Here is a 14,073-nt window from a genome sequence, read left to right as displayed (position 1 = left end):
CGAGGCGCCGCGCCCCGGAAGCGGGGTTCTGGCGGAATCGTTCATGATTTCTTCCATGGAATCCGGCGCTCCGGCGCCGGGTTTCCTACTCGCGCGAGGCCATCAGATCGTGGCTCAGCACGCTGAGCTTGCCGATGAGGCTGACGATGTCGCCATTCGTGCACGACCATTGCGTGCCGACCGACCCGCCATCCGCCGTCACCGACACGACCGCCACCGACCGCAGCTTGCCCTCGCGCGCGAGGTTCAGCTGCTCCTGCAGCACGGCGATGATCGAGGCGATGTTCTCATCGGGCTCGACATCGGCGGCGCGCGCCGGAAGCCGGACGATGTTGCTGTTATCCAAGGAGTAATGGGTTGCCGACATCAAGCAGCCTTTCGCCGGGGAGAACGCCGCGGGCGACTGAGGGGGCCGACCAGCAGGCGCTGGATCAGCGGATCGAATTCCTCGGGGAGCGCCTCGTTCGGAGAGAGGGAATAGGTCTCCCCGAGCGCGAAGGTGACGCCCCGGATCACGCGCGCGACGGCCTGCCGATCGAGATCCTGGGCCGCCGGCCCGTCGAGGGATCGCTCGTCTGCGCACGACGCGCTGGAAGCAGTGGGTGAAGCAGACATGACGCGCTCACTGGTTTGCCCCGGATCGAAGCCAGCCTGCGCAGCGTCGCGTGGACGGAATAAGGCCGGCGCCTGCCACAAACCCATTTCCGCGGCGCCTGTGATCGTTCGGCCACAGGATCGGCGCGCTGTTCCACGCGACGCCGAGGCGTCCCGGGGCAAATCGGCGGTGGCCGACAAGCTTCAGGATTGGTTTCGTCCTGAACGGTACAAACACTGGATCTTCACAATGTCGGCCGATCAGCCTTGAGACCAAGTCTTCGCCATGCGAGGATTTGCACCGACAATGTCGATCGTCCTCCGGTCGGCATGCAACTCACCGACGACGCTCGAACGTCGCCCGTGCCGGCGAGACCATGCACCTCCGACAGACAAGCGTGCGGGAGTACCGCGCGTCCGTGACCCGGCGCGCGTTCAGGCGGGCAGCCTATCGGGCGGTCGCGCACCGGGCGCTGTCCCTCTCGATCCTGGCCGCGGCCGCGCTCGTACTCGATCCCGTCACGACCGCGCACGAAGCGAGGGGCGAGCGCGGTCCGACCGCGCACCGGGATACGGACCTCTCGGCGGCGTCGACGCCCCGGATCGTCGCCGCCACGATGGTCGGCGGACCGGTCCACGCCTATGCGCGGCAGGTGGCGTCCGCGGACAGCCCGATGCGGCTCGAGCCCTCGGAATTCCGGACGATCGAGGAGGCCTGGTCGCGGGCCTTCTTCGGCGACCGGCAGCGCATGGCGGAGTTCATCGACCATTCCGCCGTGATCAACGGATTGCCGGTCGGCTTCCTGTCGAAGCTCCTGCACCAGGAGAGCGGCCTCAACCATCAGGCGGTGAGCCGGGCCGGAGCCCTGGGGGTCGCCCAGTTCATGCCCGCAACGGCGAGCGAGCGCGGTCTCGCCGACCCGTTCAACCCCTTCGAGGCAATCCCGAAATCGGCGGAGCTGCTCAAGGAATATCGCGCCCGCTTCGGCAATCTCGGATTCGCGGCCGCCGCCTACAATGCCGGCCCGCAGCGCGTGCGCGACTGGATCTCCGGGCGCGGATCACTGCCGAAGGAGACGCGGGACTACGTCGCGAAGATCACCGGCCGAAGCGTCGAGGATTGGCGCCAGAGCGGCGATCTGAACGATTCGATGGATCGTTGGGCGCCCCTGACGGCGCAGGCCATCTTTGCCGGACCGCTTCCGTCCCGCTGACCGGACAACCCCGACGGGGGCGGCGATCCGCAGCGTCGCTCAGGCCGCGCGCGGCATCACCTTGCCGCCTTGCGCGGCGAGGCGCGAATTCCGGTATGCTGGGTCGGCCGTCACCTCGCGCCCGGTCCAGAGTGGGAGCGTGATCGCTTGATCCTCGCGCGCGCTCGATCTCCGCGAGAATGAGCCCTGATAATTTCCCTCCGAACACGTCCACGTCCCAGACGGCGCCTGAATGCGTGACCCGATAGCGGATCTTCTGCAGGTGCCGGTCGGGCTGGACGAGGGTGAAGAGCACATCACCCAAAACCCGCGAGATGGCGCACTCGTATTCTGTGCGGCTCGGCCCGCGCCGCCGGCCCTTCCAGGTGAGCGGCGTCCGATCCCGAGCCCGGCGAACGCGGATCGTGTTCTCGACCTCCGTGTAGAGATAGGCCTGAACCATGCCGACGCCGAAGCGACAATGCTCCAGCACGGCCGGCGCTGGTACGCCGCCACGCGCGCGGCCGAGCTTGTCCACGAGGATCAGATTCAGCGCCTGCTGCGCGGGTTCGCGCCGAAGCTGGTGAGAGCCGAGTCCCGAAGGCGGTCGGCTGCAGGCGAGGCTCAGGCCTCGTCGAAGAAGTCCACGCTGCCATCGTCGAGGTCGTAGCGAGCGCCGACGATCTTCAGCCTGCGCGCCTTGATGGGATCGATCAGCAGAGCCTCGGCGGTGCGCAGACGATGGACCGTCCGGCGGACATTTTCCCGAACGGCGTTGTCGACGAGGTCTCCCTCCTGCCCCTGGGCCCGCAGGACCGCGGGAACGATCGGCTCGACCATACGGCCGATGCTGCCGGGAAAGACGGTGTTCTCCTTCACGACCTGGATGGCGGCCTGGACGGCACCGCATTTCTCATGGCCGAGAACGACGATGAGCGGCACGCCGAGTTCGGCGACACCGTACTCAATCGAGCCGAGCGCGGTGGTGTCGACGGTGTTCCCGGCATTGCGCACGATGAAGAGTTCGCCGAGACCGCGGCCGAACAGGAGTTCGGGCGGGACGCGGCTGTCGGAGCATCCGACCAGAACCACGAAGGGCGTCTGGCCGCGCGCGATCTCGATGCGGCGCTCGCGGTCAGTGGTCTGGCGCCGGAACGGTGCGTCGGTGATGAAGTTCCGGTTCCCCTCCTTCAGGAGCTCCAGGGCCTGATCCGGGGTCAGGTCCGTGCGCGTGCCGCCGGCGGCGCGCGCCGGCCCGGCGTGGAGCGCCGCGAGACCGCCGAGGGGCGCGCAGCAGGCGCAGGCGAAGAAGCTGCGGCGGGTCAGGGCCATAGGGCGGACGTTCCGGTGTGTTTCGGTGATCATAGGACGTCCGGCACGGCGGGATAGTCCGGGCCACCGCACGGAAAAAGCGCGGTCCGGATGGGCCGTCGACGCCTCGAAACGCTTGCGGCCACGCTTGCGCACGCTATTCTCTGAATGGAACAAATCTGGAACGATCCATGCCGCGCCGCCCCCGTCGCGACTTCGACGCACTCACCGAAGCGCAGCTTCTGGCCGGCCGCACCACGGCCCGCCGGATCGACCCGGACCGGATCGCCCGGGCCTCCGTCGCGGCGCCGCGCGCCCAGGGCGTCGCGGATCTTCTCGATGCGATCGCCCTCGTGGCCGAGGCGGCGACCGGCGACCGGAGCTTCCTGCACCTGAAGGCCCCGCCCCAGAAGGCGGCACCGGGCCCGAGCCCGGCCCCGCCCGACATGGCGGTCGGCGCGGAGGCGCACCCGTCGCCGCTCGAAGCGCCGCCGGGCGAGGACGCTCCGGTCTCAAGCCGCGCGGGCGGGGATCAGGACGGTCCAGGCGATTGAGACCGGGGCTGCACATCGTCGCGCCGGGGCGGATCGGCTGGCCCGCGCGACGGTCGAGGCCGGTCCCCTCGCCGACAGCCGTCGTCGCGGTTCCTCCGTTCCGGCGAAAACTCCTTTCCGGATGGCGCTCTGTCTGGCGCGCGCCCGGGGCGCTAGCTCCGATGCCGGGCCGAGTTCGGCCGGGCGATGCAGCGTTGAGGAGTGTGCCCTGTCCCCGGATGCTTTCGACAAGCCGCTGACCGCACCGGTCGATCCCCGCCGTCCCGATCTCGGGAACCGCAGGATCGCGAGCGTCGCGGAAGGCCTGGCGGCGATCTACGGCTACGGACTGATCGAGGTGCGCGACGGATCGCGCAGCGCATTGTGGGATCAGGCCGCCGACGCCCTGTGCCGGGCGTCCCTCGATCCCGCCCCGGAGCGGATCGAGGCGGCCCGAACCGCGTTGGACCGCCTCCTGAAAGCCGTGGCGCCGATGACGAAGCGGCGCCGCCACGCCCTCGCGCCCGACGACCTCGCGGTCTGGTACCTGATGGGCTCGACGGCCTGAGCACCCCTTGCGGGAACTGCCCTCGACGAACACAATCTGAACTCACTATACCCCCGGCGGACGGGGGGACGATCGAGGCATGGTCAGGCAGGCGATTGGGGCGCGCGCGCTTTCGTGGTGCGCGGCATCGGCGGCTCTGCTCCTGGTCCCGGCGGCGGAACCCGCGTCCGCACAGGGATCCTTCGATCCGGGTTTCCTGCCCGCGAGGGCGCATTATGCCCGGGACGCCGCCTGCCGCCCGCTGCGCATCCGGATGCCGCCAGGAACCCACGCGCTGCCCGGCAGCAACCGGATCTCGCCGAAGCCCTCCGAGATCCCGGCGGGCCAGGGTGAGAGCGCGATCTGCTTCGCCTACGCCACCGCCGACATGATCTCGCAGCGGGTCGGCCGCGTGGTCTCGCCCCTCGATGTCGCGACGAAATTCTACTTCGCCGATCCCGATCGCCTGCCGGAGATCCGGAACCCCGCGCTGCGGGCCCATCTCCGGGCGCATCCGCGCCATCGCGCGGACATCGCCTGGAGCCGCAACGCGACCGACATCGCCCGGGAAGGGAATGCGCACCTGCACCCCTTTTTCGACAAGCTGGAAGGCGGCGAGGAGGCCGCGGCGGCCCTCCTCTACAATCTCGGCGGCCTGTGCGAGGAGCGCGACCTGCCCTCGCACGAGGGCTATGCCCACTTCCTGCGCTACTTCGCGGCCCTGCGCTTCAGCAGCGCGGTCCGGGCACCGCGCATCAGCTACGCAAGTCTCCTGGGCACGGTCCACAAGCTGCGAAGCCGGCGCGCCGACGCGTTCAACGCAGCCTGGCTCCGGCACGTGGAAGCGCGCTGCCGCAGGCAATCCCTGCCCGTCCCGCTGCTCCCGGTCTCCTACCGGGTCGCGGCCAACCAGCACGAGTTCATGGAGATGCTGGAGGCGGGACGTCCTCCGGGGAGCCGGGATGTCACGCGCATGCTGGCAATCGTCGACTACGCCCTGGCGCACCGCCGGGCGCCGACCATCGGCTACAGCTGGTACATCCTGCAGGATCGCGACCCGTCCGATCCCGACCTCGCCGCCGATCATTCGAGCACGGTCATCGCCCGCCGGCGGAGCGGGGGAACCTGCCAGTATCTCGTCCAGGACAACACCGGCGAGTACTGCACCCGGATGCGGGCCGGGATCCGCGAGCGCTGCCACCACGGGCGCATCTGGCTCACGGAGGACGAGCTGAAGCGGACCCTCTACAGCGTGATCTACCTTCGCTGACGCCGAGGCCTTGGAAGAAACGCGGGGAGGAAACGCGGGGAGGAAACGCGAAGGAGCCGCGCCGGCCCTGCGGCACGCGCGGCTCCCAAGGCATCGCGGGACGCGGCCTACTCGGCGGGCTGGAGCGCCGGGACCGCGAGGGGCTCGGGCTTGCCGGCCAGGGCTGCGGCGAGCTTGGCCTCGTCGACCTCGCCCTCCCAGCGGGCGACCACGATGCAGGCCACCGCGTTGCCGATGAAGTTCGTCAGCGCGCGGCATTCCGACATGAAGCGGTCGATGCCGAGGATCAGTGCCATGCCGACGACCGGCACGGAGGGCACCACGGCGAGCGTCGCCGCCAGGGTGATGAAGCCGGAGCCCGTGACCCCGGCCGCGCCCTTCGACGAGAGCATCGCGACGAGGAGCAGGAGCGCCTGCTCGCCGAGCGAGAGCGGGGTGTCGGTGGCCTGGGCGATGAACAGCGCCGCCATCGTCATGTAGATGTTGGTGCCGTCGAGATTGAACGAGTAGCCGGTGGGCACGACGAGGCCGACGACGGGCCGCGAGCAGCCCGCCCGCTCCATCTTGTCGATGAGCGAGGGCAGCGCCGATTCCGAGGACGACGTGCCGAGGACGAGGAGCAGTTCCTCCTTGATGTAGCGGATCAGCCGCACGATCGAGAAGCCGTTGTAGCGGGCGACCGCGCCCAGCACGACGAAGACGAAGATCGCCGAGGTGAGGTAGAAGGCGCCGACCAGGTAGGCGAGGTTGGCGAGCGAGCTGATCCCGTACTTGCCGATGGTGAAGGCCATGGCGCCGAAGGCGCCGATCGGCGCGACCTTCATGATGATGTTCACGATGCCGAAGACGGCCTCGGACAGCACCTTGACGATGTCGAGCACCGGCTTGCCGCGCTCGCCCATGAAGGCGAGGCCGAAGCCGAACAGCACCGAGAAGAACAGCACCTGAAGGATCTCGCCGCCCGCGAAGGCGCCGACCGCCGTCGCCGGGATGATGTTCATCAGGAAGTCGACGATGCTCTGCTCCTTGGCCTTGCCCGCGTAGGTCGCGATGGCCTTCGGATCGAGGGACTTCGGATCGATGTGGAGGCCGTTGCCGGGCTGCAGCACGTTCGCGACGATGAGCCCAACGATGAGGGCGAGGGTCGAGAAGGTGAGGAAGTATAGCAGCGCCTTGCCGCCGACGCGGCCGACCTTCTCGAGGTTGGTCATGCCCGCGATTCCGGAGACCACCGTGAGGAAGATCACCGGCGCGATGATCATCTTGACGAGCTTGATGAAGGCGTCGCCGAGCGGCTTCATGTCCGCGCCGAGCTGCGGATAGAGATGTCCGAGGAGGATGCCGACCGCGACCGCCACCAGCACCTGGAAATACAGCGTTCGGTAGAGGGGCTTCGGCGGGCGCGGCGGGTGCGGCGCGGTGAGTGGGGATGGTACGGCGTTCATGGCGTTTCCCTGCGGTTCCGGGTGAGACGGGGTGGCTCGTGTCCCGGCGGCCGAACGGCTGCGCGCGACGTCCACACTTGCTGTTGACCCTCGGGGGCTGGCAGACCTGCGGCGGGTGCAGGGCTGCGTTACGGTGCGGGAATGGCAACCGGTGTGCCAAGTCCGGGACGTGGCGAGCAAATTTTTAAGTCATTGAAACTGCGAGATTTTCCGGAATGAGACGCTGGCGATCCCGAAGGTGCTTGGCGGCAGGCCGCACGGGACGGGCGGAACCTGTCCGGGAATCCGCACGGGATCACGGGCCATGAGGGAGCCGCCCGGAATGGATCCGGATTTCCCCGTTCGACGTGAGCCCGTGCCCGCGGGCCCGAGCGGCGGCCCCCGCCGCTGGCAAGGCGGCTTGGCTGCCCTGGTGTGCGGCCTCCTCGTCCTCGCGGTGATCTGGGGGGCGGGGCGCGTCGCGGAGCGCTGGGCGCTCGCGGACCTGCGCCGCTCGGCCGAGACGACCCTCGGCCTTCAGGTCGGGGCGCTGCGGGCCGAGATGCAGCGCCAGAGCGCCCTGCCCCTGGCGCTCGCGGCCGATCCGGAGATCGCCGCCCTCCTGGCCCCGGCCCCCTCCCCGGCCGCCGGACTGGCCGAGCGCGTCAACGGACGCCTGGCGCAGGTCGCGGCCGCGACCGGCGCGGCGGTGATCTACGTGGTGGCTGCGGACGGCGTCACGGTGGCGGCCAGCAATGCCGGCGAGGCCCGCAGCTTCATCGGCCAGAACTACGCGTTCCGGCCCTACTTCCGGAAGGCCCTCACCGAGGGCTCGGGCTCGCAATTCGCCCTCGGGACGATCAGCGGGCGGCCGGGGCTCTACCTGACCCGCCGGCTCCCGGACGCGCGCGGCGTGGTGGTGGTGAAGATCGAGTTCGATGCCGTCGAGGAGGCCTGGCGGACCGGGCGCGAGGTCGCCTTCGTCTCCGACCCGCGCGGCATCGTGCTCGTCGCGAGCAACCCGGACTGGCGTTTTCGCAGCCTGCGGCCGGTCGCGTCCGAGGAGCGCGCACGCATCCGCGAGAGCCTGGAATTCGGCGATGCGCCCCTCTCCGCCGTGCCGATCCACCCCGTCGAGGGCAGCCCGGATCTGGTGCGCGTCGGCAACGGCGCCCTGCCGGCCCGCCCCGCCCTCCTCCTCGGCGCGCCGATTCCGGGGACCGATTGGCAGCTTCAGACCCTAACCCCGGTCGGCGCGGCGGTGGACCGGGAGCGCCTCCAGGCCCAGATCATCGCCCTGCTCGGGGCGGGCCTCGCCGGCTTCGGCCTCGCCGCGCTGGCGAACCGCCGGGCCCGGGTGCGGGCGCGGCTGGCGCAGGCCGCGGCCCAGCGCGCCGAACTCGAAGCGCGCGTGCGCGAGCGGACCCGCGCGCTCAGCGATGCCAACCGGCAATTGCGGGACGAGGTCGAGGAGCGGCGGCGCTCCGAGGCGGAGCGCGAGCGCCTCGGGCGCGAGCTGGCGCAGGCGGAGCGCCTCGCGGCGCTCGGCCAGTTCGCCGCCAGCATGGCCCACGAGATCAACCAGCCCCTGGCGGCGATTCGCTCCTACGCCGACAACACCGCGATCCTGATGCGGCGTGGGCGGGTCGAGGATGCGGCCGAGAACGTCTCGGCGATCGGCCGCCTCACCGAGCGCATCGGCACCCTGACGCGCCAGCTGAAGGGCTTCGCCCGCCGCGCCTCCGGCCGCCGCGAGCCGGTGCGGATCGCCGAGATCCTGCGCAACAGCCTCGAACTCGTCGAGGCGCGGGCGCGGGAGAGCGGCATCGCGCTGGAGATGGACAGCCCTGCCCCGGACCTTGCCGTGCTCGGGGATGGGCCGCGGCTCGAGCAGGTGCTCGTGAACCTGCTTCAGAACGCCCTCGACGCGGTCGGCGGCCGGCCGGCTCCCCGCGTCGGCGTGACCGTCACGGACCTCGGCGCGAGCGTGGCGATCGCGGTCGGCGACAACGGCCCGGGCATCGCGGAGGCGAACCGGGCCCAGATCTTCGATGCCTTCTTCACCACGAAGCCCGACGGGCTCGGGCTCGGCCTCGCCATCGCCCGCGGGATCGTCGAGGATTGCGGAGGGCATCTGACGGTGTCGGAGGGCGAGGCCGGGGGCAGCGTCTTCCGCATGGAACTCGCCCGCGCGCCGGTGCAGGCGGCGGGCGCACGAACGGAGACGATGGCGTGAGCGGTTCCGGAGAGGCGGCGCAGGATCGATCCCAGCGGATCGTCTTCGTCGACGACGAGGAGGATGTCCGCCGCGCCAACCGGCAGAGCCTCGAACTCGACGGATTTTTCGTCGAGGTCTTCCCGGCCGCCGAGCCGGCCCTGGCGTCGATCCTCGCCGACCCGCCGGGGGTCGTCGTCAGCGACGTGCGCCTGCCCGATCTCGACGGCCTCGCCCTGTTCGAGCGCATCGCCCGGGCCGATCCCGACCTGCCCGTCATCCTGATCACCGGACACGGCGACATCCCGATGGCGGTCGGCGCCATCCGGGATGGCGCCTACGATTTCCTGGCCAAGCCCTACCCGGCCGACGCCCTCGTGGCCTCGGTCCGGCGCGCCCTCGACCGGCGCCAGCTCGCCACCGAGAACCGGCGGCTGCGCGCCCGCCTCGACGCCGCGGTCGAGGCCGACCCGGCCTTCCTCGGCGTCTCCCCGGAGATCGTGCGCCTGCGCCGGCTCGTGCGCGAGGTCGCGGGCGCGGATATCGATGTGCTCGTGCTCGGGGAAACCGGATCGGGCAAGGAGGTGGTGGCCAACGCGCTGCACCGCTGGAGCCGGCGCGCGGGCAAGAACTTCGTGGCGATGAATTGCGGCGCCCTCCCCGACAGCGTCGTCGAGAGCGAGCTGTTCGGGCACGAGGCCGGGGCCTTCACGGGCGCGCTCAAGCGCCGGATCGGCCGCATCGAGCACGCCCACGGCGGCACCTTGTTCCTCGACGAGATCGAGAGCATGCCGCTGGCGCTCCAGGTCAAGCTCCTGCGCGTCCTCCAAGAGCGATCGGTGGAACCGCTCGGCACCAACGAGGTCCGGGCCATCGACATGCGGGTCGTGGCCGCCACCAAGGTCGATCTCGGTCAGGCGGCGGCGCAGGGCACCTTCCGGGACGATCTCTTCCATCGCCTCAACGTAATCACGATCGCGATCCCGCCGCTCCGCGACCGGCGCGAGGACGTGATGCTGCTGTTCCAGCACTTCCTGACCCGCGCCGCCGCCCGCTTCAACCGCGAGCCCCCGCCGGTGACGCCGGCGATGCGCGACCATCTCCTGCGCCACGGCTGGCCGGGCAACGTGCGCGAACTCGACCATTACGCCGAGCGCTGCGCCCTCGGCTTCGCGCCGGAGGGCCGGCCCGCCGCCGAGCCTGCGCCGGGCCTCAGCCTCGCCGAACAGGTGGACCGCTTCGAGCGCGGCCTCATCCGCGACGAGCTCGTCATGGCGGGCGGGGATGTTCGCCTCGCCGCCGAAGCCCTCGGCACGCCGCGCAAGACCCTCTACGACAAGATCGCGCGCCACGGCCTCACTCCGACCGATTATCGCTAGGGCCCGTCCCGGGGCGCAGCCCCGCCCTCGTCCGCTCCTGCGGGCGCGGCGCCGTCCGGGACTGTCCGCGCCAGGGCACCCGGGACCGCGCCCGCGAGGCCGCATCGCCCCGAGCCTGCGCCGTGACCATCACGCGGGTCCGCCCGAGTGCCCCACTTTCGCCGCCATCGCGGTTGTGTCACGGAACAAACCCGATGCGCCAAGCCTGTCTGTACGATGAGCAGCGAACGAACGCCTGCAGATGAAGCCGCGCGGCTGAACGCGCTCGCACGATATCGGCTCCTCGATACGCCGCGCGAGCAAGATTTCGACGACATCGCTGAACTCGCGGCCGAGATCTGCGGCACCCCGATCGCGGTGGTGAACCTGATCGGCGACGGCCGTCAATTCTTCAAGGCCGAGGTCGGCCTCGGGGTGCGCGGAACGCCCCTCGAAACCTCGTTCTGCCGGCAGGCCATCCTGCAGAACGATTTCCTGTACGTTCCCGACGCGACCCTCGACCCGCGCTTCCAGGGAAACCCGCTGGTCACCGGCGAGCCGGGGCTGCGCTTCTACGCGGGGGCCGTGCTGAAGACACAGGACGGGCACAGGGTCGGGACCGTCTGCGTCCTCGATACCGCGCCGCGCGAGCTGACCGAGCGGCAACGCAACACCCTGACGCGGCTCGCGCGCCAGACCATGGCCCAGATGGAGCTGCGCCGGGCCCTGCGGACCCAGCGCGAGGAGCGCCGCGTCCACGGGCAGATCCTCGACAGCGCGACGGATTACGCGATCATCGCCACGGACCGGGCCGGCCTCGTCACGAGCTGGAACGAGGGTGCGCGCCGGATCCTGGGATGGCACGCCGACGACATCCTCGGCCGCAGCGCCGAGGCCCTCTCCGTCCCGGAGGATCGCGCCGACGCGCGTCTCGAGGCCGAGATGGCCCGCGCCCTGGAGACCGGCAGCGCGCCGAACGAGCGCTGGCTCCTGCGCCGGGACGGCACGCAATTCTGGTCGGCCGGGCAGATGACGCCGCTTCGCGACGAGGACGGGGCGATCACCGGCTTCGTGAAGATCCTGCGCGATCGGACCGAGGCGCGCGATGCCGAGGCCGTCCTCGAGGCGAGCGAGCAGCGGTTCCGCTCGCTGGTGGAGGTCAGCCCGCAGGTGGTCTGGATCGCGGACGCGCACGGGTCCGTCACCTACTACAACCAATACTGGTACGCCTATACGGGACTGCCCATCGGGGAAACGAGCGAGGCCAGCGCGACCGGCGTGGTCCATCCGGACCATCGCGCGCGCCTCCGCGAGGCCTGGACCCGTGCGCTGGCGACGGGCGCGTCCTACGATGTCGAGGCGCTGTTGCGGCGGGGTTGCGACGGTCAGCACCGCTGGTTCCTGTCCCGCGGCGAGCCCTTGCGCGACGCGTCGGGCGCGATCCAGAGCTGGATCGGCATTTCCCTCGACATCCACGAGCGCAAGGTTGCCGAAGAGCGCTACGCGACGCTGACGAAACTCGTGCCCTCGATCATCTGGTCGGCTCACCCGGACGGCAGCCTCACCTACCTCAACGACCGTTGGGCGGAGTTCACGGGGCAGCCCGTCGAGGCGGCGCTGCCGGACGGATGGACCGCGATGATCCATCCCGAGGACGTCGACGCGCTGCAGCGGACCTGGGCGGAGGTCCGGGCGAGCGGTGCCCACTACGAGGTCGAGGCCCGCCTGCGCCGGCTCGACGGCAGCTACCGCTGGTTCGTGTTCCGCGCCGAGCCGCTCCGCGGCGAGGACGGCACGGTGCTCGGCTGGCTCGGCAGCAACAGCGACATCCACGATCGGCGCGGCGTCGAGGAGCAACTGCTTCGGACCCAGGAGCAGCTGCAGCTCGCGATGCGGGCCACCGAGATCGGCATCTTCGATTACGACCTGACGACGGGCGATCTCGGCTGGGACGACCGGGTGCGCGAACTCTTCGGCCTGCCGCCGGGAGCCCCGGTGAGCTACGGAACCTTTCTGGCGGGCCTGCATCCCAACGATCGGGAGGAGGCCGACCGTGCGGTGCAGGCTGCCCTCGAACCCACCGGGAGCGGAACCTTCGACATCGCGTATCGCACGATCGGCCTGGTGGACGGGATCGAGCGCTGGATCGCGGCCCGCGGTCAGGCGATCGTCGCCAACGGCGAGACCCGGCGCTTCGTCGGCACGGTGCGCGACATCACGCAAGCCCGGCGCGCCGAGCAGGGTTTGCGCGAGACGGAGGAGCGCTACAGACTCGCCGCCCGCGCCACGAACGACGCCATCTGGGATTGGAACCTCGCGACCAATCACGTCCTCTGGAACGAGGCCTTGGAGGCCGCCTACGGGCACGCGCTCGGCACCGTGGAGCCGACCGGCGATTGGTGGATCGGCCACATCCATCCGGACGATCGGGCCCGCATCGATGCTTCGATCCATGCGGTGATCGACGGGCCCGGCACAGCCTGGACGGACGAGTATCGCTTCCTGCGGGCGGACGGCCAGTACGCCTCGGTGCTCGATCGCGGCTACGTCATCCGGAACGAAGCGGGCGCCGCGACGCGGATGATCGGCGCCATGCTCGACATCAGCGAGAGCAAGCGCGCCGAGGAGCGCCAGCGCCTGCTGACCGGCGAGCTGCAGCACCGGGTCAAGAACACCCTGGCTCTGGTCCAGGCGATCGCGAGCCAGACCTTCCGCGGAACCACCGACCCGGACGAGGCGCGCGAGGCCTTCGCGGCGCGCCTGATCTCGCTCGGCCGGGCGCACGACATCCTGACCCAGTCGAGCTGGACGGCCGCGCCGATCACGGACGTGATCGAGGGTGCCCTGAGCGTGCATCGCCAGGCGAGCCAGGCGCGCATCCGGACGAACGGACCGAACGTCCTGCTGGCGGCCCAGCCCGCCCTGTCGCTCGCCCTGGCCCTGCACGAGCTCGCCACCAACGCCGCCAAATACGGAAGCCTGTCCAACGAGACCGGCGGCGTCGAGCTGATCTGGCACGTGGTGCACGAGGCCGAGGATCCCCGCTTCCGTCTCACCTGGACCGAGCACGGCGGGCCGCCGGTGCTCTCGCCCCCGACGCGCAAGGGCTTCGGCTCGCGCCTGATCGAGCGCAGCTTCGCGGCCGAGATCGGCGGCGACGTTCGGCTGAATTACGCACCGTCCGGCCTCGTCTGCCGGCTCGAAGCCCCCCTCGCCTCGATGCAGGAGCAGCGCGGCGAGATCGCGGCTTGAGGCACCCCGAATGCCGCCGGCCAGCCCGACCGCAGCACGTCTCGGCCCCTGGGCGCGACTTTAATCCCTGAAAACTTGGAGACGGCCGAAAATATATCGGTTGCAAAGATGATTGGCGCTCCAAATGATGTGTTCGGACGCGCCCGGAATAAAGGCTTCAGCAAGAAGTGATCCGGACCGGCCGCAAGCATTGCGTCACCGGGCGGGCCCAGAACAACGGCGTGCCTCAGGTCCTCAATGCAGGAAAAGAGGAAACGCCCGATGCCATCGTCGTCTGCTGTTCATGCGGAGCAGCGGCCCGCTGCCGGCCGCTGGCTCCAGATCGTTCTGGGTGTTGTCTGCATGGTCGCGGCGGCGAACATCCAGTACGCCTGGA

General features: G+C 70.3%; 11 protein-coding genes. 7 read left to right on the top strand and 4 right to left on the bottom strand.

The window, feature by feature from the left end; genetic code table 11:
- Positions 1 to 85: 85 nt before the first annotated feature.
- Positions 86 to 367 carry a hypothetical protein gene (locus tag F6X51_RS00060; protein ID WP_150961419.1) on the bottom strand — a complete coding sequence of 94 codons (282 nt, stop codon included), beginning with the start codon at positions 365 to 367 and terminating at the stop codon, positions 86 to 88.
- Positions 367 to 696 carry a hypothetical protein gene (locus F6X51_RS00055; protein ID WP_150960763.1) on the bottom strand — a complete coding sequence of 110 codons (330 nt, stop codon included), beginning with the start codon at positions 694 to 696 and terminating at the stop codon, positions 367 to 369. The genes F6X51_RS00060 and F6X51_RS00055 overlap by 1 nt, the downstream gene beginning before the upstream one ends.
- Positions 697 to 1,013: 317 nt before the next feature.
- Here F6X51_RS00055 and F6X51_RS00050 point away from each other — a divergent pair, with 317 nt between their 5' ends.
- The gene (locus F6X51_RS00050) at positions 1,014 to 1,808 is read left to right on the top strand and encodes a lytic transglycosylase domain-containing protein (RefSeq protein ID WP_246696544.1); all 795 of its coding nucleotides are present in this window, start codon (positions 1,014 to 1,016) and stop codon (positions 1,806 to 1,808) included.
- A 603-nt stretch (positions 1,809 to 2,411) separates the two neighbouring features.
- On the opposite strand, the gene F6X51_RS00040 is transcribed toward F6X51_RS00050, so the two are convergent.
- Entirely contained in the window at positions 2,412 to 3,119 is a 708-nt protein-coding gene (locus F6X51_RS00040; RefSeq protein ID WP_150960759.1) for a carbonic anhydrase, read from the bottom strand.
- 170 nt (positions 3,120 to 3,289) lie between these two features.
- Here F6X51_RS00040 and F6X51_RS28420 point away from each other — a divergent pair, with 170 nt between their 5' ends.
- The 3 genes from F6X51_RS28420 to F6X51_RS00025 all read left to right on the top strand — a co-directional run bounded on the left by F6X51_RS28420 (position 3,290) and on the right by F6X51_RS00025 (position 5,448).
- Positions 3,290 to 3,652, top strand: a complete 363-nt coding sequence (locus F6X51_RS28420) for a hypothetical protein (protein WP_246696543.1) — start codon at positions 3,290 to 3,292, stop codon at positions 3,650 to 3,652.
- A gap of 121 nt (positions 3,653 to 3,773) precedes the next feature.
- Positions 3,774 to 4,199: a hypothetical protein gene (locus F6X51_RS00030; RefSeq protein ID WP_150960757.1), complete on the top strand. Its 426-nt coding sequence runs from the start codon at positions 3,774 to 3,776 to the stop codon at positions 4,197 to 4,199.
- A gap of 253 nt (positions 4,200 to 4,452) precedes the next feature.
- Complete coding sequence (locus tag F6X51_RS00025) at positions 4,453 to 5,448, top strand: hypothetical protein (protein ID WP_246696542.1); 996 nt, start codon at positions 4,453 to 4,455, stop codon at positions 5,446 to 5,448.
- Positions 5,449 to 5,555: 107 nt separating this feature from the next.
- On the opposite strand, the gene F6X51_RS00020 is transcribed toward F6X51_RS00025, so the two are convergent.
- Positions 5,556 to 6,893: a dicarboxylate/amino acid:cation symporter gene (locus F6X51_RS00020; protein ID WP_150960754.1), complete on the bottom strand. Its 1,338-nt coding sequence runs from the start codon at positions 6,891 to 6,893 to the stop codon at positions 5,556 to 5,558.
- A gap of 322 nt (positions 6,894 to 7,215) precedes the next feature.
- Between F6X51_RS00020 and F6X51_RS00015 the strand changes: the two genes are divergently transcribed.
- The 3 genes from F6X51_RS00015 (at position 7,216) to F6X51_RS00005 (ending at position 13,697) form a co-directional block, all read left to right on the top strand.
- Complete coding sequence (locus F6X51_RS00015; protein ID WP_150960752.1) at positions 7,216 to 9,108, top strand: sensor histidine kinase; 1,893 nt, start codon at positions 7,216 to 7,218, stop codon at positions 9,106 to 9,108.
- Positions 9,105 to 10,466, top strand: a complete 1,362-nt coding sequence (locus tag F6X51_RS00010; RefSeq protein WP_150960750.1) for a sigma-54-dependent transcriptional regulator — start codon at positions 9,105 to 9,107, stop codon at positions 10,464 to 10,466. The genes F6X51_RS00015 and F6X51_RS00010 overlap by 4 nt, the downstream gene beginning before the upstream one ends.
- A gap of 216 nt (positions 10,467 to 10,682) precedes the next feature.
- A complete protein-coding gene (locus tag F6X51_RS00005) occupies positions 10,683 to 13,697 on the top strand; it encodes a PAS domain-containing protein (protein WP_150960748.1) in 3,015 nt (1,004 codons plus the stop codon).
- The last annotated feature ends 376 nt before the right edge of the window (positions 13,698 to 14,073 follow it).

Origin of the sequence: Methylobacterium planeticum, assembly GCF_008806345.1 — a bacterium.
GTDB lineage: Bacteria > Pseudomonadota > Alphaproteobacteria > Rhizobiales > Beijerinckiaceae > Methylobacterium > Methylobacterium planeticum.
The sequence above is the reverse complement of the archived record's forward strand: the minus strand, read 5'-3'. Positions and strand labels throughout refer to the sequence as shown.